We start from the raw sequence: 22,316 nt of genomic DNA on the forward strand, positions 1-22,316 counted from the left end.
GACGCAATCCGGCAGAAATAAGCCCTCGGGGAGGAAACCATGGGAAACATCACGCTCAAGAACGTCTCCAAGCATTTTGGATCGACGATCATCATCCCCGGCCTCGACCTGGTGATCGAAAATGGCGAGTTCGTCGTCTTCGTCGGCCCGTCGGGTTGCGGCAAGTCCACGCTGCTGCGCCTGATCGCCGGGCTGGAGGACACCAGCGGCGGCACCATCAACATCGATGGCCGCGACGTCACCGGTGAAGCGCCTGCCAAGCGCAAGCTGGCCATGGTGTTCCAGTCCTATGCGCTCTATCCGCACATGACGGTGGCCAAGAACATCGCCTTCCCGCTGAAGATGGCGGGGGAAGACCAGGCGACCATCGACAAGAAGGTGAAGGATGCGGCGCGCGTCCTGAACCTCACCAACTATCTCGAACGCCGGCCCGGCCAGCTCTCCGGCGGCCAGCGCCAGCGCGTCGCCATCGGCCGTGCCATCGTACGCCAGCCCTCGGCCTTCCTGTTCGACGAACCGCTGTCCAACCTCGATGCGGCGCTCCGCGGCACCATGCGGCTGGAGATCAGCGAGCTGCATCATCAGCTCAAGACGACGATGATCTACGTCACCCACGACCAGGTCGAAGCCATGACCATGGCCGACAAGATCGTCGTGCTGAACGCCGGCAACATCGAGCAGGTCGGCTCGCCGATGGAACTCTACAAGACGCCGCGCAACCTGTTCGTCGCCGGCTTCATCGGCTCGCCGAAGATGAACCTGATCGAAGGGGCGCCGGCTGCCAAATACAGCGCCAAGACCATCGGCATCCGTCCCGAGCACATGGAGATCTCGACCACCGCTGGCGAATGGAAAGCCATCGTCGGCGTCGCCGAGCATCTCGGCTCCGACACCTTCCTGCATGTCCAGGCCGACGGCGTCGGTCCGCTGACTGTGCGCGCCGACGGCGAACTCGCCGTCCACCACGGCGACACCATCTACCTGACCCCCGACAAAGCCAAGCTGCATCGCTTCGGCGCCGACGGGAAGGCGATGTGAGCGTGCGCCTGGACGGCAAATCCGCGCTGATCACGGGTTCGGCCCGTGGCATCGGTAGGGCTTTCGCCGAAGCCTATGCCGGTGAAGGCGCCACCGTTGCCATTGCCGACATCAATCTCGAGGCTGCGCAGAAGACAGCCGCCGAGATCGGCGGCAAGCACTATGCGGTCAAGCTCGACGTCACCGACATCGCCTCCATCGAGGCGGCGGTGAAAACCGTCGAGACGACGACCGGCGGCCTCGACATCCTGATCAACAACGCCGCCCTGTTCGATCTGGCGCCGATCGTCGAGATCACCAGGGCAAGCTACGACAAACTGTTTTCCGTCAACGTCGCCGGCACGCTGTTCATGCTGCAGGCCGCCGCCCGCTCGATGATCGCGCGGGGCAAGGGCGGCAGGATCATCAACATGGCGAGCCAGGCCGGGCGGCGCGGCGAGGCGCTGGTCGGCGTCTATTGCGCCACCAAGGCCGCCGTCATCTCGCTGACCCAGTCGGCGGGGCTCGACCTGATCAAGCACCGCATCAACGTCAACGCGATTGCCCCTGGCGTCGTCGACGGTGAGCACTGGGATCATGTCGATTCGCTGTTCGCCAAGTATGAAAACCGGCCGAAGGGCGAGAAGAAGAGGCTGGTTGGCGAGGCGGTGCCGTATGGCCGCATGGGCACGGCGCATGACCTCACCGGCATGGCGGTCTTTCTCGCCAGCAGCGAGGCCGAATACATCGTCGCCCAGACCTACAATGTCGATGGCGGCCAGTGGATGAGTTGAGGCGGGGACGGCCTCTGCTCTTCGTCCCTCCGCGGGGAGCAGAGGCCGACATCAAAGGGCGCATCGATCTCGAAAGGGTATGTGCCACCCCGAACTCTCTTCCCGTGAAAGACCGGGAGAGAGGGGAGTAAAGAAGGCCGAAGCCCGGCCAAAGGGTAAAACAGATGACCGTGAAACTCTCGTCTTCGAACCTCGCCAAGCTGCCCGCCAAGGTCGCCGGTCCAAAATATGATCGCGCGGCGCTCAAGCCCGGCATCGTGCATTTCGGCGTCGGCAATTTCCACCGCTCGCATCAGGCCGTCTATCTCGACGACCTGTTCAATTCAGGCATCGGCCACGACTGGGCGCTGGTCGGCGCCGGCGTGTTCGAGGGCGAGAAGATCGGCCGCGGCAAACTGGAGGAGCAGGACTGGCTGACCACCGTGGTCGAGCAGGACAGCGGCCATATGAGTGCCCGCGTCACCGGCGCCATGATCGACTTCCTGATGCCGGGCGATGCGGCAGGCATCATCGAACGGCTCGCCGATCCGGCGATCAGGATCGTTTCGCTGACCATCACGGAAGGCGGCTACTTCATCGACCCGGCTTCCGGCGTCTTCAACCCGACCCATCCCGACATCGTCGCCGACGCGCAGCCGGGCGCGACGCCGAAGACGGTGTTCGGCATCATCCTCGCCGGGCTGGTCCGCCGGCGCGATGACGGCGTCGTGCCGTTCACGGTCATGTCGTGCGACAACATCCCTCACAATGGCCATGTCACCTCCGACGGCGTCATCGGCCTTGCCCGGCTTATCGACGAGGATCTGGCAAATTGGGTCAGCGAGCATGTCGCCTTTCCCAATGGCATGGTCGATCGCATCACGCCGGCCACCACGGATCGCGAACGCGGCATCCTGGCCAGCGAGTTCGGGCTGGAGGACAACTGGCCGGTGTTCTGCGAGCCGTTCCGGCAATGGGTGCTGGAAGACCATTTCACCGACGGCCGGCCGCCGCTGGAAAAGGTCGGCGTACAGTTCGTCAAGGACGTCGCGCCCTACGAGCTGATGAAGATCCGCATCCTCAACGGGGGCCATGCCACCATCGCCTATCCAGCCGGGCTGATGGACATCCATTTCGTCCATGAGGCGATGCAGGAGCCACTGGTCAGCGGCTTTCTGGCCAAGCTCGAACGGGAAGAAATCATTCCGACCGTGCCGCCGGTGCCGGACACGGTCCTGGAGGACTATTACCAGCTCATCGAGAGCCGTTTTTCCAATCCGAAGATCGGCGACACGGTGCGCCGGCTTTGCCTCGACGGCTCCAACCGCCAGCCCAAATTCATCATCCCGACCATTGCCGACCGGCTGAAGGCCGGCAAGGGCGTCGCCGGCCTGGCGCTGGAATCGGCCCTTTGGTGCCGCTACTGCTTCGGCACGACGGACAGCGGCGCCGTCATCGAGGCCAACGACCCGAGCTGGGACCGGCTGCAGGCGACTGCAAAGGCGGCAAAGGACGCGCCGGCCGCCTGGCTTGCCATGGAGGACATCTATGGCGATGTCGGCCGCGCCAGCGTGTTCGTCGAGGCCTTCGCCCATGCGCTCAACGTGCTGTGGGCGAACGGCACACGCGCGACGCTGACGCGCTACCTCGCCGGCGAGCTCTGAGACCATTCGACGCCATGACGCCTGAACTGGTCATCTTCGACTGCGATGGCGTGCTGGTCGACAGCGAGGCGCTCTCCGTCTCGGCGCTGCTTGGCATGATCCGGCTTGCCGGCGGCAGCGTCAGTGAGGACACCGCCTACGAGCACTTCCTCGGCAAGAGCATGAAAAGCGTGCGCGAGATCCTCGGCCGCGACTTCGGGCTTGAGATCACCGACAGCCAGCTGACCGACATGCGCGTCGAATTGATGCGCAGGTTTCGCGAGGAGCTGAAGCCGATCCCTGGTGTCATGGAGATGCTGCCGAGGCTCGGGCTGCCGTTCTGTGTCGCGTCCTCGGGCACGCTCGACCGCATCCGCTACGCGCTCGACGTCACCGGATTGCTCGGGCTGATGGAGCCGTATCTGTTCAGCGCCGCTATGGTGACCATGGGAAAGCCGGCGCCAGATCTGTTCCTCCATGCCGCCGCCAGCATGCGGGCCCATCCGCGCAAATGCCTCGTCGTCGAGGACAGCCCGGCCGGCATCGCGGCGGCGCGGGCGGCGGGCATGCGCGTCTTTGCCTTCACCGGCGGCTCGCATGCCGGCAACCCGACCTTGCAAGCGCGGCTTGCGTCGAGTGAACCGGACTTTATATTCGCTGACATGCTGCAATTGCCCGATCTGATTGCAGGCCTGGGAGCGAGAGTAAGAGCATCTTGAAACAGTTCGTTTGCGCGGTCGATGTCGGCACCGGGAGCGCTCGCGCGGGCATTCTCGACACCAGCGGCACCTTGCTCGGCCGTGCCGAACGGCCGATCGCCATGAACCAGCCGAAGCCCGATCACGCCGAGCATAATTCGCGCGATATCTGGTCCGCCGTCTGCATCGCCGTGCGTGCCGCGCGCGAGAAAGCCGGCGTAGCCGCCGAAGATGTCGTCGGCATCTCCTTCGACGCCACCTGTTCACTGGTGGTGCGCGACCGGCAAGGCGACCAGCTCAGCGTCTCGGTCACCGGCGACAGGCGTTGGGACACCATTGTCTGGCTCGACCACCGCGCGATCGCCGAGGCCGACGAATGCACGGCCAGCGGCCACGCCGTGCTCGACTATGTCGGCGGCGTCATGTCGCCGGAAATGGCGACACCGAAGCTGATGTGGCTGAAACGGCACCTGCCGAAGATCTGGAATGAAGCCGGCTATCTATTCGACCTGACCGACTTCCTGACCTGGCAGGCGACCGGCTCGCTGGCTCGTTCGCAATGCACGCTGACCGCCAAATGGACTTATCTGGCGCATGAGGAGACTGGTTGGCGCCGCGATTTCTTCGAGCTCGTCGGCCTCGACGATCTTTTCGAGCACGGAAACCTGCCCGAGAGGGCCAGTCCTGTGGGCACCGATATCGGGCCGCTGACGGCGCAAGCAGCGGCGGATCTCGGCCTCACGCAGAAATGCCGGGTCGGCGCCGGCGTCATCGATGCCTATGCCGGCGCGCTTGGCGTGCTCGGCGGTTTTGCCGGCGACGAACAGGACATCGGCCGGCACCTGGCGCTGATCGCCGGCACGTCGAGCTGCGTCATGGCGATGTCGCCCGATCCACAGCCCTTCGCCGGGGTATGGGGTCCGTACTACGGCGCGGCGCTGCCGAAGCTGTGGCTCTCGGAAGGCGGGCAGTCGGCCACCGGCGCCCTGCTCGACCACATCATCCGCTGGCACGGCGCCGGCGGCGAGCCGGACGCCGCCATGCATGCCAAGATCGCCAGGCGTGTCGCCGAACTGCGCGCCGCCGAGGGCGAGGCGCTCGCGGCAAGGCTGCATGTGCTGCCGGACTTCCACGGCAACCGGTCGCCGCTCGCCGATCCGCACGCTGTCGGCGTCGTCAGCGGGCTGACGCTGGACTCCTCCTTCGACAGCCTGTGCAAGCTCTACTGGCGCACCGCCGTCGGCATTGCGCTGGGCGTGCGGCATGTGCTGGAGGCGTTGAACGAAAACGGCTACCTGATCGACACGCTGCATGTCACCGGCGGCCACACCAAGAACCCGCTGCTGATGGAGCTCTATGCCGACGCCACCGGCTGCACGGTGGTCGAGCCGCTGGCCGACGAAGCGGTGCTGCTCGGCACCGGCATGGTCGCCGCCACCGCGGCCGGGATTTTCCCGGACCTCAACGCCGCCTGCCTTGCGATGCAGCAAGGCGGCAGGACGCGTGCGTCGAACCCGAAATCGGCCGGGCGTTTCGACCGCGATTACAGGGTTTTCCTCGAAATGCACCGGCAGCGGCAGATGCTGGACGCGATCCGGTAGGAACGCGACCCGATCGCTGGCTCAATCTGTTCCGGCCCCTCCTCTCTTGCCTTCATGTCGCGTTTCGTCCAAAAGCTGACGCAAACGCTGCGAAACCGAAGGTTTTGCCGTTTGAAATGCGGCTTCCGGCTTCTTGCCGACGCGCCGTATCTGGAAAGAGCGGAACAATGTCTGCGATCGAAGCCGGCGCTCGCGCGCCGGAAAATCTTTGGCGTCAGGAAATCAGGGCGACGCTGGCGCTCGCCTGGCCGATGGTGCTGACCAATCTCGGCCAGACCGCCATGACGGCCACCGACGTCATGATGATGGGTCGCCTGGGGGCGGACACGCTGGCCAGCGGCGCGCTTGGCGCCAACCTCTATTTCATGCCGCTGATCTTCGGGCTCGGCCTGATGCTGGCGACGTCGCCGATGATTGCCACCGAGCTTGGCCGCCGCCGCCATTCGGTGCGCGACCTGCGCCGCACCGTGCGCCAGGGCCTGTGGCTGGCGATCCTGATCTCGATCCCGATCTGGCTGGTGCTTTGGCACGGCGAGGCCATTCTGCTGGCGATGGGCCAGGAACCCGCGCTGGCGCATCAGGCCGGCATCTATCTGCGCTGGCTCGAATGGGCGGTGCTGCCTTTCTACGGCTATATCGTGCTGCGCTCGTTCATCTCGGCGCTGGAGCGGCCGGGCTGGGCGCTGATCATCGTCTTCGTCGCCGTCGCCTGCAACGCCCTCTTCAACTGGGTGTTCATGTTCGGCAATCTCGGCGTGCCATCGATGGGGATTGCCGGCTCAGGGCTTGCGACCACGCTGTCCAGCACGCTTATGTTCATCGGCATGGCAGTGGTGGTGATGCTGGAGAAGAAGTTCCGGCGCTACCGTCTGTTCGGGCGCTTCTGGCGGTCCGACTGGCCGCGCTTCAAGGGGCTGTTGCGGCTCGGCATGCCGATTGCCGGTATCCTGGCCTTCGAGGTGACCATCTTCAACGCCGCGGCACTGCTGATGGGCCTGATCGACGCCGATTCATTAGCCGCGCACGCAATCGCCATCCAGATCGCCTCGATCAGCTTCATGGTGCCGCTCGGCCTCAACCAGGCGGTGACGGTACGCGTCGGCCTGGCGCATGGCGCCGGCAATCCGGAAGGCGTCTCCCGTGCCGGCTGGACCGCCTTCGTCATCGGCGTCTCGTTCATGGCGCTGATGGGGCTGGTGATGATCCTGTGGCCGCATCTGCTGATCAGCGCCTTCATCGATCTCGCCAACCCGGCCAATGCCAGGGTGATCGCGCTTGCCGTGTCGTTCCTGGTCTTTGCAGCCCTGTTCCAGATCTTCGACGGCGCGCAGGCGGTTGCCGCCGGCATGCTGCGTGGCCTGCACGACACCAAGGTGCCGATGATCTATGCCGCGATCGGCTATTGGGGCATCGGCCTGCCGCTCGGCGTGCTGCTCGCCTTCCATTTCGACTTCCATGGCGTAGGCATCTGGATCGGCTTATCGTCGGGGCTGGCCGTGGTGGCGGCGCTGCTGCTGGCGCGCTGGCTGCGGCGGGACCGCCTGGCGCCGCCCTTGGTGTTTGGGCATTGAGCCAAGGCCAACATCGTGGCTCGTCAAACGACGGCCCGCGAAACGTCGTTAGGCGCCATGAGCCGACGCTTGGCACCGAGGCGACGAATGCATTAGCAGTCCGGCATCGGGTTGCTCGCCAACAGTGATGATCCGATGTCTCCGTCGAGCGCAAGACGCTCGCAGCGCTCGCCGTCGGCCTCATCGATGAAGCTCTCGATATGGTTGAAGCCGAGCTTCGCCAATATCCGCAGCGACGCGAAATTGCGCGCCGCCGCCTCGGCCGTCACCCGTTCAAGCGCCAGAGTTTCAAAGGCGTAGCGGAGGACTTCGCGCGCCGCCTCGCTGCCCAATCCGTGCCTCCAATGCGCACGCGCCAGCACAAATCCCATTGCCGCTGTCTTGGCGTCGGTTGCGCCGAAGGACAGGGTTATCGTCCCGATCGCGTCCGATACCCCTGCCTGGTCTATGGACCACTTGATCGCCTTGCCGTCAGCGAACCGCTGACGCGAACGGGCGAGCCATCGTTCGCCTGCGCTTATGTCGTCGGGAACGGGATCGCCGGCAAGGGAGGCGGATTCGACATCCGTCGCGCGTGCAAACCATGCCGGGATATCCCGTTCGCTCGGCGCCCGAAGCACGAGCCTTGGTGTCGAGAGCCTGGGAAATCGGACAGCTTCCATGGGGGCATTTTCGACGTGAGGCGGCGCCGATGCAACGGCCGGGCATACTGCCGTGTGCTCAGGGGCGCCTGCCCCCGCGTCCGAAACTAGGCATCCGGCAACAATCAGCCCGCAAGGCGCGCACGAAACAAGGTGCAGCCGTCCGTCAGGCGCGACCTGGAGATATCGCGGAATCCAGCCTCGGTCATCCACGCTCGATACTGACCTTCAGTGTACGATTCGCCGTTGCGATAGAGGTTCAAGAAGGTGAGATTCAGAAAGACACCCTCACGCGGGCCGAGGCGGTCGTCATCGACGACACCCCACCCCGCAATTGCGATCTCGCCGCCCGGTGTGAGGCAACGCGCCGCGTTCAGGATCGAACTGCGCGCCTGGTCCGGCGGCAGGACCTGGACGACGGCCTTCAGGATCGCCAGATCGTGCCGACCGACCGATGGCGCGACAGTTATGTCCCCCTCTTCGACAACCACGTCGTCGGCACCATATTCCGACAGGATATCCGGCGCGACCGCTGCGACCGTTGGGAGTTCCATCAGCGTTGCCGCAATCTGCGGCCACCGCTCGCGAAGTCCGACGAGAATGGTCCCTGGGCCCCCACCGATGTCAATCACCGAACCGATCGCCGAGAGGTCCATCTCCTGGGCCAGAAGTCGGCCGAAAATCACCGCCCCCGGTGCGAGCATGCGGCTGAAGGCCGCCGCTTCCTCGGGCCCTGCTTCGGAAAAATCGTGTAGCGCAGCCGGCCGGTTCTGTCGCAGCGACTCTGCGGTCAGCAGATCGGCTCCCCAGAGCTCGCGCAGGAGCGCATGATCGCCGACGCGATAGGTCGGCTTGGACGCGTCGAGGAAGGCCGACGCTTCGGCTCCGTTGCGAAATTGGCCATCCTCGACTTCGAGGAAATCGATGCTGGCGAGCGCGTAGAGGAGCCGCGACAGACGATCGGGCTCGACTTTGAGCGCGGCCCCGAGGCTGTCAGCAGTCATCGCGCTGCCACCGAGCCGGGTGAAGATGCCAAGGTCCAGCCCGGCTCGAAGCGCCAAGGCGGGGGGCACCGCTTTGATCATCTTGTCGATCCGATCAGAATCCACCATGTCGCATCCCCTTCCGCGATCCAGGACCGGCTAAGATTAGAACTCCACTCTCCGGAAAGTGAAGACAAGATCAACTATTTCGACCGACCGACACGATGACGTCACGGCACCGGCAATCGGCGGCCGTTTTCGTTTTCGCACAGGTCCGGTCAGTTGCCTTCGGACGACATCGCGCCGAGCAGCCTGCGGATGTCTCCGAACTTGGCGATCGCCCCGAACACCAGGGCTGCCACCGCGACGAAGAACACCGACACCGACGCCATGGTCGGCGTGTAGCCGTAGCGCAGCGCGTTGAAGATCTTGATCGGCAGCGTCTCGGTGGTGAACCCGATCGTCATATAGGCGACGATGTATTCGTTGAGCGACAGCACGAAGGCGAAGGCGTAGCCGGAGACGAGGTAGGGCAGGATCAGCGGCAGTACCACCGTCTTCAGCACCGTGCGGTCGTCGGCACCCATCGTCGCGGCGGCCTCGACCAGCGAGCGGTCGATCGAGGCAAAACCCAGCGACAGCGTCACCAGCGGCAGCGTCACGAAGAAGATGGCGTGGCTGATGATAGCGGTGAAGAACTGGCCGAACAGCCCGACCGTCGCCCAGAAGGTGAGGAAGCCGAGCGCGGTGATGACCGGCGGCAGGATGAAGGGCGCGAGCCCCAACACCTGGAAGATGTTTGCCCAGGGCGCAATGCGCCGCCACAGGAACCAGGCGAGCGGCAGCGCGATGGCGACCGCGATCGCCGCCGAGCAGACGGCGAGCGTCACCGAATGGATCAGCGCCAGCCGCCATTCCGGATCGGCAAAGATCTGACCATACCAGGCGAGCGAGAAGCCTTTCGGCGGGAAGGTCAATTCCTGCCGCGCGTTGACCGAAACGCCGGCGACGACGATCAGCGGCGCGGCCAGGAACAGGGCCACGATGGTGAAATAGAGCCGGCGAAGGAAGGTGGCGGTCATAGTGCGTTCTCCCTGCGGCCGACGAGCAGCGTCAGCCCGACCAGCGCCAGCGAGATCAGCACCAGGAAGACCGCCATGGCGGCTGCGAACGGCATGTTGGACTGGTAGATCGCCTGGTCTGTGATCAGCACCGACAGCGTCCAGTGGCGTGGCCGGCCGAGGATCTGCGGCAGCAGATAGGAGCCGAGCGCGAAGACGAACACCATGATCAGCGTCGCCACGATGGTGTTGCGCAGCGCCGGGGTGACGACGTTGAAGAAGGCTTTGACCGGCGAGGCGCCAAGTGTGCGGGCGGCCTCGAGCAGCGTCGGGTCGAGGCGGACCAGGGCCGGATAGAGCACCAGTATTGTGTAGGGCAGCGCCTGGTAGATCATGCCGGCCAGCACAGCGCCGAAGGTCGGCAGCAGCGCCACCGGCTTGTCCATCAGCCCGAGCGCGACGAAGAGGTTGGTGATGCCGGCGGTCTGCGAAAACAGCGTCGACCAGGCAAAGCCGATGATGACTTCCGACAGCGACAACACAGACAGCAGGCCGACCAGCCACAGCGTCTGCGCGCGGCGCGAGCGCTTGGTCAGCAGATAGGTGAAGGGAAAGGCGATCGAGACGCAGCAGACGGCGACCAGCACCGCCAGCATCAGCGAAAAGCCGAGCACGCCGGCGAAGAAGGTGGTCAGGAACCGCGCATAGTTGTCGATGACGAAATCGGGCGTGTAGAAACCGGCCGGATTGCGCTTGAAGAAGCTGACCGCGATCATCGTCGAGAACGGTACGACGAAGAACACCACGAGCATCAGCCCGGGGAACAGGAGCGGCGTATAGTCGGCGAATGATTTTGGCGCTTCGCGTCTCATGAGCCGAGCACCACGCAGCTCTCGGGCGGCAGCGTGACGCCGACCTTTGCGCCGACCGAGACGTTGGGTCTTTCGCGCGGCGTCGCCACCGCGATGATGCTGGTGCTGCCAACCTCGACGAAGGTCTCGATGGTGCCGCCGAGATCGCGCACGAAGGTCACCTGGCCGGTGATGGCGCGGCTGCCGGGTTGGCCCAGGTGCACGTCTTCGGGACGGATCGACACCGAGGCCCTGGTGACGCCGGCCGGCATGGCGAGGCCCGGAATGGCGGTACCGAGGATGGTGGTGCGTCCGGCGCTGTCGACCTCCGCCGGCAGAAGGTTGGTGATGCCGATGAAATCGGCGACGAAGGCGTCGGCCGGCTTGCGGTAGATCTCGATCGGCGGTGCCGCCTGCAGGATCCTGCCGTGGCCCATGACCACGACCAGGTCGGCCATGGTCATCGCCTCGCGCTGGTCGTGGGTGACGACGATGGTGGTGATGCCCAGCCGCTGCTGCAGCTGGCGCAGTTCCACCTGCATGGCCTCGCGCAGTTTGGCGTCGAGCGCCGAAAGCGGCTCGTCGAGCAGGAACAGCTTCGGCGACAGTGCCAGCGCACGGGCGATCGCCACGCGCTGGCGCTGGCCGCCGGAAAGCTTCGCCACCGGCCGGTCGGCAAAGCCGGGCAGGTGGATCAGCGTCAGCAACTCGTCGACGCGCTTCTTCTGCTCTTCCTTCGAGGCGCCGCGGATGCGCAGGGCGTAGGCGATGTTGTCGCCGACCGAAAGATGCGGAAACAGCGCCAGCGACTGGAACACCATGCCGAGATTGCGCTTGTGGGTCGGCAGCGGCGTAATGTCCTCGCCGTCGAGTACGATGGCGCCGCTGGTCGGCTCCTCCAGCCCGGCGATCATGCGCAGCAGCGTGGTCTTGCCGCAGCCGGATGGTCCAAGCAGGCAGACGAAGGTGCCGTGCGGCACGTTGAGCCGAACATTGTCGACCGCGATGAAATTGCCGAAGGCCTTGGTGATGGCGTTGATATCAAGTCCGGACATGGCTGATCCTGTTAACCGGAGGATATGGAATGGTTCCTCGCCGCCTCGTTTTCGCGGCGGCCTCTCCTCGGTCGCAAGAGGAGAGGCGCCGCGATTTCGGCGCGTAGCATATCCTCTCCCATCGCAATGGGAGAGGTGGTTCGCGAAGCGACCCGTCATGAGGAGCGCTTCGATGTCGGGCGAGCCGTTTTCGGCTTAGCCGACGATCAGCTCGGTCCACTTCTGGTTGATCCAGTCGGCCTTGGACGTATAGAGGTCGTAGCGCGGAATGATCGGCTCGATATCCGACGACACCGATGCGAACTCGGCCGGCGTCAGGTCGAGCACCTCCTTCTTCAGCGTCGGCGTGGTGCCGACCTTGCGCGACATCACGCCCTGCATCGACGGCTGGCTCATATAGTCGATGAAGGCATGCGCCTCATCGACCTTGGTCGAGGCGCGCGACAGCACCCAATTGCCGGAGTCCTGGATGCCGCCCTCCTTTGGGAAGGTGGTGCGGACATGGAAGCCGTCGGCGATCGCGAGGCCGGTGACGTCGTGATAGTACTGGCCCATCGGGATTTCGCCCGACTTCAGCGCCTGTTCGAACTGCGCCTCGTCGCGATACCACAGGCGCACATTCGGCTTGACCTCGGCAAGCTTCTCGAACGCCTTGTTCAGCCCTTCCTCGGTGTCGAGGGCATTGGTGCCGCCCATGAAGGTCTTGGCGGTCACTTCAAGCAGGAACGAGTTGGAGGCGAGCGCCAGCAGGCCGAGCTTGTCCTCGTTCGCCTTGTCCCAGAATGCCGCCCAGGAGGTCGGCGCCTCCTTGTAGACATCGGTGTTGGAGACCAGCGTGATCCACCAGGCCACCGCACCGATGCCGGCAACGCGGCCATCCGGATATTTGTTGATGAAGCGCGGCAACAGGTCGCCGTAATGCTTGAACTTGGAGGTGTCGAGCGGCGTCCACAGTTCGGTCGACTGGCCCTTGAGCGTCGAGGTCTGCGACATCATCGAAAGATCGGCCGGCGCCTGGCCGGCCTTGGCTGCCTGTTCGAGCTGCACCAGCCACGCCTCGCCGGTCGGCTCGGCGACCGATTCCACCGCGATGCCGGTGGCCTTGGTGAAGTCGGGGAAGACGTGCTCGTCGAAGGATTTCTTGAAGTAGCCGCCATAGACGCCGACCTTGAGCGACTTGTCCTGCGCCCGCAGGATCGACGGCATGGCGAGCACGCCGGCCGTCGCCAGGCCAGCGCCAAGCACGCTGCGCCGGCTGACTTGTGTTGAGATCAATCTGTTCATCTGGTCTCTCCTCTGTTTGTGCCGGCTCTCCGGCTGGTTCCCTTGATTCCGTTGCCCGCCGTCTTCTTGCGGCTCAGTGGGCGGCGCGTCGTTCGAGCGAACGCGCGTATTGCGTCAGTGGAAAACACATGACGAAAAAGATCAGCGCCACCAGCCCGTAGACCTTGAAGGGTTCGAAGGTCGCATTGTTGATGGCGTTGGAGGTCCGCACCAGCTCCTCGAAGCCGATGATCGAGGTGAGCGCCGTCGACTTGATGAGCTGCACCAGGAACCCGACGGTCGGCGCGCGGGTGATCGAAAACGCCTGGGGCAGGATGATCAGACTCAGCTCCTGCAGATAGTGCAGGCCAAGGCTGGCGCCGGCATCCCACTGGCCACGCGGCAAGGCGTCGACGCCGCTGCGCCAGATCTCGGCCAGATAGGCACTGGCGAAGAAGGTGAGGCCGAGCACCGCCGCCGTCCACGGCTCGATGCGCAAGCCGAGCATCGGCAGGCCGAAGAACATCAGAAACAGCTGCATCAACAGCGGCGTCCCCTGGAACAGGGCGATATAGCTGGAGGCAACGCGCCGGCTCCATTTATTCTTGGCGATCCTGAAGAACAGCACGACCATGCCGACCACGCCGCCGCCAACGAAGGCGGCCAGCGACAAGAGCACCGTCCAGCGGGCGGCGAGCAAAAGGTTGCGCACGATGTCCCAGAAGGTGAATTCGATCATGACACGCCAGCCCCCAGGACGCGGCGTCCGCCCGTGACCAACAGCCGGCGCAAGGCCAACGACAGGACGAGATAAACCAGCGTCACGACAAGATAGGTCTCGAAGGACCGGAACGTGCGTGCCTGCAGCATGTCGGCCTCGTAAGTAAGCTCGCGCACCGCGATCTGCGACACCACGGCGGACTCCAGCATCATGATGACGATCTGGCTGGTCAGCGCCGGATAAATCACCTTGAGCGCCTGCGGCAGCACGATCTTGACGAAGACCTGGCGTGGCCTCAAGCCCAGCGCAAGGGCTGCTTCGGTCTGGCCGGGCGGCACGGCGTCAAGCCCGGCGCCGACGATCTCGATCGTGTAGGCCGCCATGTTGAGCGTCATCGCCAGGATGGCGGCCAATACCGGGTCAAGCCTGATCCCGAGGCTGGGCAGCCCGAAGAAGATGAAGAACAGCTGCACCAGGAACGGCGTGTTGCGCATCACCTCGACATACCAGGCAATGGCCCGCTTGAGCAGCACCGGGCCGTTTCGCCGTCCCGCAGCACCCAGGATGCTGAGGAACGTCCCCGCCAGCGTGGTCACAGCGATCAACAGGATCGTCGTGACCGCTCCGCGCGCGATGTCACCCGCAGCCCCTGGAAGCCAGGCAAAGGCCACCGGATCTCAATCCTTGAGGTTGTCGGGGTTGAGCGGCGTCTTCAGCCAGGCCTGCGAGCTTGCGTCCAGCTTGCCGTCCGCCAGCATCTTGGCGATGGCGTCGTTGACCGCCTTCTTCAAGCTGTCTTCGTTCTTGTTGAGACCGATATGCGAAGGCGAGGTCAGAAGCTGGAACTTCTGCTCCGGCTTCAGCGCGTCCTGCTTGGCCAGCACCTGCGCGCCGACATCGTTGCCGACGACCATCAACTGCGTCTGGCCGGAGATGAAAGCCTGGATCACCGAATTGTAGTTGTCGAAACGCTTGATGTCGGCCGACGCCGGAGCCGCTTCGGTGAGCGAGGTGTCTTCGAGCGTGCCACGGTTGACGGCGATCGACTTGTCGGCAAGGTCTTCCTTGCCTTTGACCGTCAGCGCCGCCGGACCGATCACGGCGATGTAGTAGGGCGCGTAGGCAGCGGCGAAGTCGATCACCTGCTCGCGTTCCTTCGAATAGCCGACGCTCATTAAGATGTCGACGCGATGGTCGTTCAGGTACGGGATACGGTTCTGGCCGGTGACGGCCACGGGATTGAGCTTCACCTTGAGCGTGTCGGCAATGTATTGCGCGACATCCATGTCATAGCCCTTGAGGCTCATGTCGGCGCTGGCCGAGGAGAAGGGCGGAAAATCGGCGAAGACGCCGACATTGATGGTGCCGGCCTTGGTGATGTCCGCCAGGGCGTCGGCATTGGCGGCTTGCGTGGCGAGGCCAAGGCTTGCGGTGCCAAGCATCAGCACGGCGGCGATGGATGATTTGAGTGCGATACGGATCGTCATTTTTATTCCCCTCTGGAAGCTTTGTGTGTTTGGGTCGGCCGCCGGCTCCAGCGCGGCAGCCACCTTTGCTTGTCTAGACGTCAGGCTCCTTTACCGGTGATCGCCGGGCTGAACACCATCAGGCTCAGGATTTCGAACAGAACCTGGGCGCCGGCGTGCGCCGTGTTGGTGGTCGCGTCGTATTGCGGCGCCACCTCGACGACGTCGCCGCCAACGATGTTGAGGCCCTTCAGGCCGCGCAGCAGTTCGAGCACTTCGCGCGTCGTCAGGCCGCCGACCTCGGGCGTGCCGGTGCCAGGCGCGAAGGCCGGATCGACGCTGTCGATGTCGAAGGAGATATAGGTCGGCCCGTCGCCGACGATCTTGCGCGCCTTCTCGATGATGGCGGGGATGCCGAGACCGGTCACCTCCTCGGCATGCACGACGGTCATGCCGGACTCGTAGGTGAACTCCCACAGATATTCAGCCGAGCCGCGAATGCCGATCTGGATCGTGCGCGTCGGATCGAGGACGCCGTCGAGCACCGCGTTGCGGAACGGTCCGCCGTGGTGGAACTTGGTCATGTCGAATAGGCCACTGGTGTCGCAATGGGCGTCGATGTGGATCAGGCCGACCGGAGCCTTCTTGCCGACGGCCTTCAGGATCGGATGGCTGATCGAATGGTCGCCGCCGACCGACAGCGGGATGACGCCGGCATCGACGATCTGGTTGGTGCGGCGCTCGATATCCTCATGGCTGATCTCGAGCCGGTAGCGGCTGCGGAACGGCGTGTCGCCGATGTCGGCGACCCGAAGTTCATGCGTCGGGGCGCATTCCAGCACGTGATTGTAGGGGCCGATGCGTTCGATGGCGCGCAGCGCCCTTGGCCCGAAACGCGAGCCCGGCCGGTTGGTGACGCCGAGGTCCATAGGCACGCCGATCATCGCCACCTGCAGGTCGCCGAAATCCGGATTGTCGGCCGCTATTTCGCGGTAGGGGGCGGCGAGGAAGGTCGGTATGCCGGAATAGGGCGCCAGCCGGGTTCCGGACTTGGAAAATATCTTGTCGGCGACGCGCCGGAATTTCGGGTCGAACATTTCGCCGCCATGGCTCTCGCCATATTTACGACGCAACGCGTCGAGCTTGCCGCGATCGTAACCCATGTCCGCTCCTCCTGCCGGGCCTGATGCAATGCGGCCGCCGGTGATCTTGGCGAAGCGACCGTCATCCGGCCGGGTCGTTGTCCCGCTGGCTGCCTGCAGATTTCACGTCTTGATGCTGTTCCGGGCCAAAGTGTCTGGCAGCCGCATTGAAAAATCAATTGATATTGTTAGGGTGTTGGCTGTGAGAAAATCTCACAATTAACTCTAAGCACTATCTCATCCGAAAAACCGGCCTCCATTTTTCGGGATCGTGCTTCAATGGATGCTCATGGCCAAGCGCCTGCCACCGCTGAATCCGCTGCGCGCCTTCGAGGCAACGGCCCGCCATGGCTCGCTGACCAAGGCGGCGAGTGAGCTGAATGTCACGCATGGCGCCATCAGTCACCAGATCAAGGCGCTCGAGCAGTCGCTCGGCGTCAAGCTTTTCGAGCGCGCCGGCCAGCGGGTCAAACTGACGCCACATGGTGCCGAGCTGCTGCCGGCGGTCTCGAGCGCCTTCGACGGCATCGCCGCCGCCACGCAGCGCATGACAAGGCCGGCGAGCAGCGGCACGCTCTCCGTCTCCTGCGTGCCGGCATTGCTCTTGCTGTGGATGACGCCGCGGCTCGGCAGTTTCATGGCGCAATACCCTGACATCAGGCTGACGCTGATCCCTTCCAACGACGCCAAGGATATCCGCGCGCCGCAGATCGATGTCTGCGTACATTACGGCGATGGCAGCTGGACCGATTGCTGGATGCGCAAATGGTCGGGGCTCGAACTGTTTCCCGTGGTGAGCCCGACGTTGATCAACAACCGTCCGATCCGCAGCTTCAGGGATCTCGCCGACCATGTCTTCCTGCATGGCGATGACGGCCGCGAATGGCACACCTGGCTGGCGGCCGCCGATGCGCTGGACCTGGAACGCGGCCGCCGTCATCATCTGGGCGATGCACGCATGGCGGTTGAGGCCGCGGTCCACGGCCATGGCGTGGCGCTGGGCGATTCGGTGACGGCCAGTTCGCTGCTGGCCAGGGGCATGCTGGTGGCGCCGTTCAGCTTGTCGGTGCCGGCGATCGACGATTTCTATGTCGTCTGTCGCAACGAGATGAAGTCGACGCCGATCGTGCAGTTGTTCATCGACTGGCTGTTTGCCGAGAAGGCGCAGGACGACGGCCGCGCCGATGCGCCGGTGGCGGGCCGCGTCGTCACCCGCCGCAAGCGTCCGGCGCTCAGGGTCATCGGCGGCAGAACCGGGATCTGACCCCGGCCGGTCGTTGGCGGCGACGGCCGATTGTATTCGGCGGCGTGCAGGGTTCTCTTTTTGTCGGGCCAGCCTGAAACCGGGCAGCGTTTTGGTCAATTCGATGCTATGAGGCCTGTCGCGGTTGTGGGTAGCAGGCAGCGAGGGCAGTGTTGAAACATGGCTAAGACCGATATTGCGCGGCGTGTCTATAATCACACCTGGAAGCTCGACCCGATCGTGCGCAGCCTGCTCGATACCGATTTCTACAAGCTTTTGATGCTGCAGATGATCTGGGGCATGTACCCCAAGGTCGACACGACCTTCTCACTGATCAACCGCACCACCTCCGTGCGGCTGGCCGAAGAGATCGACGAGGGCGAACTGCGCGAACAACTCGACCATGCCCGCACCTTGCGCTTCAGCAAGAAGGAGATGATCTGGCTCGGCGGTAACAATTTCTACGGCCGCAAGCAGATCTTCGAGCCGGAATTCCTCGCCTGGCTGGAGAATTTCAGGCTGCCGGAATACGAATTGTCGAAGCGCGACGGCCAGTATGAGCTCACCTTCAGCGGGCCTTGGATGTACACCACGCTGTGGGAAATCCCGGCGCTCGCCATCATAAATGAACTCCGTTCCCGCGCGGCCTTGCGGGCGTACGGCCCGTTCGCGCTCGACGTGCTCTATGCCCGCGCCAAGGCCAAGATGTGGGCCAAGACCGAACGGCTGAAGGCGCTTCCCGGTATCCGAATCTCTGACTTCGGCACGCGCCGGCGCCATTCCTTCCTGTGGCAGCGCTGGTGCGTCGAAGCGCTGAAGGAAGGCATCGGCGAGGCCTTCACCGGCACCTCCAACGTGCTTTTGGCCATGGACAACGACCTCGAAGCGCTCGGCACCAACGCGCACGAACTGCCGATGGTGTTCGCAGCGCTCGCCAATTCGGAAAAAGAGCTGAAACAGTCACCCTACAAGGTGCTGCAGGACTGGCAGCGCTATTATGGCGGCAATCTGCTGATCGTGCTGCCCGACGCCTTCGGCACGGCCTCGTTCCTGCGCGACGCGCCGGACTGGGTGGCCGACTGGACCGGTTTTCGCCCCGACAGCGCTCCGCCCATCGAGGGCGGCGAGAAAATCCTGTCCTGGTGGCGCGACAGGGGTAAGGATCCCCGGCAGAAACTGCTGATCTTCTCCGACGGGCTCGAGGTCGAAACGATCGAGGAGACCTACCGCCATTTCAGGGGCAAGGTGCGCATGTCGTTCGGCTGGGGCACCAACCTCACCAATGATTTCGAGGGCTGCGCGCCAACCGAAACCAACAGCCTGGACGCCATATCGCTGGTCTGCAAGGTCACCGAGGCCAATGGAAGGCCGGCGGTCAAGCTTTCCGACAACCCGGCCAAGGCGACGGGCGACGAGAAAGAGATCGAGCGTTATTTGCGCATCTTCGGTCAGAAGGACCGCGTGGAGCAACTGGTCAAGGTGTGAGGGGTGATGGGTTGAATGACATGACCGCCCGGTCGCATTCCCTCCCACCCCCCTCTGTCCTGCCGGACATCTCCCCCGCAAGGGGGGAGATCGGCCGCCACCTCTGGTTTCGCCAATTTTCAACATTGCAAGAAAGGCGGCCGGCAGATGAACTGCTGATCTCCCCCCTTGCGGGGGATATGTCCGGCAGGACAGAGGGGGGTGCGAAGGATCGCGGCAGTGGCGTGTATCCCTGCTCGACGATTGCCTTTGTCGGAGCCCTGATCTTTGTCCTCCCCACGCCCGCCTTCGCCCACGCTTCCGACCGTGGCCATGTCCTGCTCTTGCCGACCGGCTACTATCTGGCCGGCGGGGCTTTCGCTGTGGCCGTCAGTTTCCTCGTGCTGGCGCTGCTGCCGGGGGATTGGCTTGATCGTTTCTGGCGCCGGCGCATGCCGCTGTTCAGCTTTGGCGACAGCGCGCGCACCACAGTGAGCCTGATCTCCTTTGCCGGCTTTGCAATCCTCATCGCCGCCGGCCTTTTCGGCAGCCGCGACCCGCTTTCAAACCCTTTGCCGCTGGTGATCTGGACCCTGCTGTGGGCTGGCGTCACGCTGCTGCAAGGCGTCTTCGGCGATCTCTGGTCATGGCTCAATCCATGGTATGGGCCGTGGCGTCTTGCCTCGCGTTTGCTCGGCGCCGGGGACGAAGGGAGATGGCGACTTCCCGGGTGGCTCGGCTGCTGGCCGGCGGTCCTGTTGTTCTTCGCCTTTGCCTGGTTCGAACTCATCGATGAGGCGCCCGACGATCCGGCGCGGCTGGCGTATGCTGCCGGCCTCTACTGGCTGCTCACCGTCCTTGCCATGCTGGCGTTCGGCTGTCGAAACTGGAGCCGCAACGGCGAATTCCTGTCGGTCTTCTTCTCGATGGTGGCGCGTTTCGCGGTCGTCGAGCGCAACGAAACCGGCGGGCTTGGCCTGTGCTGGCCGGGTGCCAAGCTGCTCGCCGCCGAGCCGTTACCGGCCAGCGGCATTGCCTTCCTGCTTCTTGCCCTGTCGTCGGTGTCCTTCGACGGCCTGTCGAAAACCTTCTTCTGGCTCGGCCTGTTCGGCATCAATCCGCTCGAATTTCCCGGCCGCACGGCGGTGCTCGGCAGCGGCAGCCTTGGGCTGGTTCTGATGTTCATGTTGCTTGCAGGCGTGTTCATGCTTGCCGTCTGGCTCGGCCAGCGTCTTGCGCGCAGCGATCGCCCCATCGGCCAGGCAGCCGGACTGCTGGTGTGGTCGATCGTGCCGATCGCGCTTGCCTATCATGCCGCGCATTACCTGACGTTGCTGCTCGTCGACGGCCAGTATGCGCTTGCGGCACTGTCCGACCCGTTCGCGCTGGGTTGGAACCTGTTCGGCACCGCCGACATGCAGATCGAGGCGGGCATCGTTGCCGGTGCGGATTCCGCCTGGTGGCTGTGGAATGTCCAGGCCGGCGCCATCATATCAGGCCATGTGCTCGCCGTCCTCGTCGCACACGGCTTCGCCTGGCGCCTGCACCCGAAGCCCTCCCGCGCGGCCCTCAGCCAGTTCCCGCTCACCGTGCTGATGATCGCCTATACGGTCTTCGGCCTCTGGCTGCTTGCCACGCCGACGGTTGGCTGAGCCGTTTGCGCTGGAAAATAAACCGGGCTTCCCCCACGGAACCGGCATTGCCGTGTCCGGACTTTGGTGATTTAGTTTGTACACATGCAATTTTTCGACTTCCGGAAATGAGCGGACTTTGCGCTCCTAAACGCTGAACAAGGGGAACGGCATCATGGACAAGAGCAAGACCTTCGACCTCTCGAAAACCGGTCTCACCCGCCGCACGGCGCTGAAGGGGCTGGCCGCCACCGCCGGCCTGGTCACCGCGCCAGGCTTCGTCCGCTATTCCCAGGCACAGAGCTCGGCGCCGATCAAGATCGGCTTCCAGTCGCACCGCACCGGCATCGGCGCCGCCTATGGCCGCTGGTACGAGAAGACCACCGCTGCCGCCATCAAGGCGATCAACGCGGCCGGCGGCATCAACGGCCGTCAGGTCGAGGTGATCATCGAGGATGACGGCACCGATCCGGGCCGTGGCGCCGAAGTGGTCGGCAAATTCGCCACCCAGCACAAGACCGACATCGTGTTCGGCACATTGTTCTCGCATGTCGTCATCGGCTCGGCGCCCGCCGCCGGCGAGGCCAAGATCCCCTACTTCGTCGTCAGCGAAGGCCATCATGTCGCTTCGACCAAGCTCAACCGCTATGTCTTCCAGCCCGGCATCACCGACGTGAAGAGCCAGATCCAGTCGATGGCGCCGTGGATCGCGGCCAATGCCGGCAAGAAGGTGACGCAGATCTTCCCGGATTTCGCCTTCGGCTACGACCACCGCGACTACCTGCCGCCGGCGCTGAAGGCGCAAGGCGCCGAAGTCATCGCGCAGATCGCCATCCCGCCGACAGAATCGTCCTTCACCAAATACTTCCCGCAAATCCCGGCCGAGACCGAGGTGATCTACCATGTCATGGTCGGCCCGGCGGTGCTCACCTTCGTCAAGGAACTCGGCGAGTTCTACGGCTCCAACCGGCCGCAGCTGTTCGGCTTCATGGATTCGCTGGAGGCCACCGACATCAACAGCCCTGGGCTCGAGTTTTTGGACGGCAGCCATTTCTGGGAGGGTTCGCCGCGCTATGCGCAGGCCGATGACAGCGCCGGGCAAAAAGCCTATCGCGCCGCCGTCGGCATCGACGACAATGGCGCCGCCGTCGGCGATCCAAAGGACGTCTCCACCGCGTCGCACATGTTCGGCTGCTGGGAAACGCTCTATGTCGTCAAGAAGGCGATGGAAGACGCCGGCTACAAGGGGCCGGAAGACCGCGCCAAGCTGGTCGAGGCGACCGAGGCGCTGACCGCCTTCGCCGAAGGACCCGAGCATCCGCAAGGGCCAAAAACCTTCAACGGCAAGATCCACCAGTGCTTCGGTATCCAGAACATATCCAAGGTCGAAGGTGGCAAGCTGAAGGTCGTCCACAAGACCAAGATCGAGGACGGGCTTTACGAGGCCGAGGGGGATTACACGACGCAGGCGCTGTGAGCTTAGCTGCTCCAG

General features: G+C 64.2%; 20 protein-coding genes. 10 read left to right on the forward strand and 10 right to left on the reverse strand.

What is annotated here, in order from left to right; translation table 11 throughout:
- Window positions 1-39: 39 nt before the first annotated feature.
- From CGZ66_RS08380 to CGZ66_RS08405, 6 genes are all read left to right on the forward strand, one after another.
- On the forward strand, window positions 40-1,038 hold the full coding sequence (locus CGZ66_RS08380; RefSeq protein WP_095083372.1) for an ABC transporter ATP-binding protein: 999 nt from the start codon (window positions 40-42) through the stop codon (window positions 1,036-1,038).
- 2 nt (window positions 1,039-1,040) lie between these two features.
- Window positions 1,041-1,811, forward strand: a complete 771-nt coding sequence (locus tag CGZ66_RS08385) for an L-iditol 2-dehydrogenase (protein ID WP_095083374.1) — start codon at window positions 1,041-1,043, stop codon at window positions 1,809-1,811.
- 164 nt (window positions 1,812-1,975) lie between these two features.
- Complete coding sequence (locus tag CGZ66_RS08390; protein ID WP_095083376.1) at window positions 1,976-3,454, forward strand: mannitol dehydrogenase family protein; 1,479 nt, start codon at window positions 1,976-1,978, stop codon at window positions 3,452-3,454.
- A 14-nt stretch (window positions 3,455-3,468) separates the two neighbouring features.
- The gene (locus tag CGZ66_RS08395) at window positions 3,469-4,152 is read left to right on the forward strand and encodes an HAD family hydrolase (RefSeq protein ID WP_095083378.1); all 684 of its coding nucleotides are present in this window, start codon (window positions 3,469-3,471) and stop codon (window positions 4,150-4,152) included.
- Window positions 4,146-5,732: an FGGY-family carbohydrate kinase gene (locus tag CGZ66_RS08400; protein ID WP_095083380.1), complete on the forward strand. Its 1,587-nt coding sequence runs from the start codon at window positions 4,146-4,148 to the stop codon at window positions 5,730-5,732. Before CGZ66_RS08395 ends, CGZ66_RS08400 begins: the two co-directional genes overlap by 7 nt.
- Window positions 5,733-5,899: 167 nt before the next feature.
- A complete protein-coding gene (locus CGZ66_RS08405) occupies window positions 5,900-7,303 on the forward strand; it encodes an MATE family efflux transporter (RefSeq protein ID WP_095083383.1) in 1,404 nt (467 codons plus the stop codon).
- Window positions 7,304-7,395: 92 nt separating this feature from the next.
- On the opposite strand, the gene CGZ66_RS08410 is transcribed toward CGZ66_RS08405, so the two are convergent.
- The 10 genes from CGZ66_RS08410 to speB form a co-directional block, all read right to left on the reverse strand.
- Complete coding sequence (locus CGZ66_RS08410) at window positions 7,396-7,965, reverse strand: GNAT family N-acetyltransferase (RefSeq protein WP_167392036.1); 570 nt, start codon at window positions 7,963-7,965, stop codon at window positions 7,396-7,398.
- 104 nt (window positions 7,966-8,069) lie between these two features.
- On the reverse strand, window positions 8,070-9,029 hold the full coding sequence (locus tag CGZ66_RS08415) for a methyltransferase (protein ID WP_245331042.1): 960 nt from the start codon (window positions 9,027-9,029) through the stop codon (window positions 8,070-8,072).
- A 176-nt stretch (window positions 9,030-9,205) separates the two neighbouring features.
- Window positions 9,206-10,009, reverse strand: a complete 804-nt coding sequence (locus tag CGZ66_RS08420) for an ABC transporter permease (RefSeq protein WP_095083388.1) — start codon at window positions 10,007-10,009, stop codon at window positions 9,206-9,208.
- Window positions 10,006-10,860: an ABC transporter permease gene (locus CGZ66_RS08425; protein ID WP_095083391.1), complete on the reverse strand. Its 855-nt coding sequence runs from the start codon at window positions 10,858-10,860 to the stop codon at window positions 10,006-10,008. Before CGZ66_RS08425 ends, CGZ66_RS08420 begins: the two co-directional genes overlap by 4 nt.
- Window positions 10,857-11,894, reverse strand: coding sequence for an ABC transporter ATP-binding protein (locus CGZ66_RS08430; RefSeq protein ID WP_095083394.1), 1,038 nt, complete (start codon window positions 11,892-11,894; stop codon window positions 10,857-10,859). The genes CGZ66_RS08425 and CGZ66_RS08430 overlap by 4 nt, the downstream gene beginning before the upstream one ends.
- A gap of 195 nt (window positions 11,895-12,089) precedes the next feature.
- Window positions 12,090-13,178 (reverse strand): ABC transporter substrate-binding protein, encoded by a 1,089-nt coding sequence (locus CGZ66_RS08435; protein WP_095083396.1) that lies wholly within the window; start codon window positions 13,176-13,178, stop codon window positions 12,090-12,092.
- Window positions 13,179-13,251: 73 nt separating this feature from the next.
- Entirely contained in the window at window positions 13,252-13,896 is a 645-nt protein-coding gene (locus tag CGZ66_RS08440) for an amino acid ABC transporter permease (RefSeq protein ID WP_095083398.1), read from the reverse strand.
- Window positions 13,893-14,549 (reverse strand): amino acid ABC transporter permease, encoded by a 657-nt coding sequence (locus CGZ66_RS08445; protein WP_095083400.1) that lies wholly within the window; start codon window positions 14,547-14,549, stop codon window positions 13,893-13,895. The genes CGZ66_RS08440 and CGZ66_RS08445 overlap by 4 nt, the downstream gene beginning before the upstream one ends.
- A 6-nt stretch (window positions 14,550-14,555) precedes the next feature.
- Entirely contained in the window at window positions 14,556-15,365 is an 810-nt protein-coding gene (locus CGZ66_RS08450) for a transporter substrate-binding domain-containing protein (RefSeq protein ID WP_095083402.1), read from the reverse strand.
- Window positions 15,366-15,445: 80 nt separating this feature from the next.
- The gene (speB, locus tag CGZ66_RS08455; RefSeq protein ID WP_095083404.1) at window positions 15,446-16,507 is read right to left on the reverse strand and encodes an agmatinase; all 1,062 of its coding nucleotides are present in this window, start codon (window positions 16,505-16,507) and stop codon (window positions 15,446-15,448) included.
- A gap of 268 nt (window positions 16,508-16,775) precedes the next feature.
- On the opposite strand from speB, the gene gcvA reads away from it, so the two are divergent.
- From gcvA to CGZ66_RS08480, 4 genes are all read left to right on the forward strand, one after another.
- Window positions 16,776-17,750, forward strand: a complete 975-nt coding sequence (gcvA, locus tag CGZ66_RS08460) for a transcriptional regulator GcvA (protein ID WP_095084332.1) — start codon at window positions 16,776-16,778, stop codon at window positions 17,748-17,750.
- 159 nt (window positions 17,751-17,909) lie between these two features.
- A complete protein-coding gene (gene pncB, locus CGZ66_RS08465) occupies window positions 17,910-19,214 on the forward strand; it encodes a nicotinate phosphoribosyltransferase (protein WP_095083406.1) in 1,305 nt (434 codons plus the stop codon).
- A 179-nt stretch (window positions 19,215-19,393) separates the two neighbouring features.
- Window positions 19,394-20,845 (forward strand): hypothetical protein, encoded by a 1,452-nt coding sequence (locus tag CGZ66_RS08475; RefSeq protein WP_095084333.1) that lies wholly within the window; start codon window positions 19,394-19,396, stop codon window positions 20,843-20,845.
- Between the two features lie 154 nt (window positions 20,846-20,999).
- Window positions 21,000-22,301 (forward strand): ABC transporter substrate-binding protein, encoded by a 1,302-nt coding sequence (locus tag CGZ66_RS08480; protein WP_425352271.1) that lies wholly within the window; start codon window positions 21,000-21,002, stop codon window positions 22,299-22,301.
- Window positions 22,302-22,316 lie beyond the last annotated feature (15 nt).

Origin of the sequence: Mesorhizobium sophorae (assembly GCF_002270415.1) — a bacterium.
In the GTDB taxonomy this organism is placed as follows: domain Bacteria; phylum Pseudomonadota; class Alphaproteobacteria; order Rhizobiales; family Rhizobiaceae; genus Mesorhizobium; species Mesorhizobium sophorae.

Excerpts from the sequence above, each read along its gene's own strand:
- CGZ66_RS08430 (WP_095083394.1), bottom strand. The coding sequence starts at position 11,894 with ATGTCCGGACTTGATATCAACGCCATCACCAAGGCCTTCGGCAATTTC.
- CGZ66_RS08435 (WP_095083396.1), bottom strand. The coding sequence starts at position 13,178 with ATGAACAGATTGATCTCAACACAAGTCAGCCGGCGCAGCGTGCTTGGC.
- CGZ66_RS08440 (WP_095083398.1), bottom strand. The coding sequence starts at position 13,896 with ATGATCGAATTCACCTTCTGGGACATCGTGCGCAACCTTTTGCTCGCC.
- CGZ66_RS08420 (WP_095083388.1), bottom strand. The coding sequence starts at position 10,009 with ATGACCGCCACCTTCCTTCGCCGGCTCTATTTCACCATCGTGGCCCTG.
- CGZ66_RS08380 (WP_095083372.1), top strand. The coding sequence starts at position 40 with ATGGGAAACATCACGCTCAAGAACGTCTCCAAGCATTTTGGATCGACG.
- CGZ66_RS08395 (WP_095083378.1), top strand. The coding sequence starts at position 3,469 with ATGACGCCTGAACTGGTCATCTTCGACTGCGATGGCGTGCTGGTCGAC.
- CGZ66_RS08425 (WP_095083391.1), bottom strand. The coding sequence starts at position 10,860 with ATGAGACGCGAAGCGCCAAAATCATTCGCCGACTATACGCCGCTCCTG.
- CGZ66_RS08475 (WP_095084333.1), top strand. The coding sequence starts at position 19,394 with ATGTCCGGCAGGACAGAGGGGGGTGCGAAGGATCGCGGCAGTGGCGTG.
- CGZ66_RS08390 (WP_095083376.1), top strand. The coding sequence starts at position 1,976 with ATGACCGTGAAACTCTCGTCTTCGAACCTCGCCAAGCTGCCCGCCAAG.
- CGZ66_RS08410 (WP_167392036.1), bottom strand. The coding sequence starts at position 7,965 with ATGGAAGCTGTCCGATTTCCCAGGCTCTCGACACCAAGGCTCGTGCTT.
- CGZ66_RS08405 (WP_095083383.1), top strand. The coding sequence starts at position 5,900 with ATGTCTGCGATCGAAGCCGGCGCTCGCGCGCCGGAAAATCTTTGGCGT.
- speB (WP_095083404.1), bottom strand. The coding sequence starts at position 16,507 with ATGGGTTACGATCGCGGCAAGCTCGACGCGTTGCGTCGTAAATATGGC.
- CGZ66_RS08450 (WP_095083402.1), bottom strand. The coding sequence starts at position 15,365 with ATGACGATCCGTATCGCACTCAAATCATCCATCGCCGCCGTGCTGATG.
- gcvA (WP_095084332.1), top strand. The coding sequence starts at position 16,776 with ATGGCCAAGCGCCTGCCACCGCTGAATCCGCTGCGCGCCTTCGAGGCA.
- CGZ66_RS08415 (WP_245331042.1), bottom strand. The coding sequence starts at position 9,029 with ATGATCAAAGCGGTGCCCCCCGCCTTGGCGCTTCGAGCCGGGCTGGAC.
- pncB (WP_095083406.1), top strand. The coding sequence starts at position 17,910 with ATGGCTAAGACCGATATTGCGCGGCGTGTCTATAATCACACCTGGAAG.
- CGZ66_RS08480 (WP_425352271.1), top strand. The coding sequence starts at position 21,000 with ATGGACAAGAGCAAGACCTTCGACCTCTCGAAAACCGGTCTCACCCGC.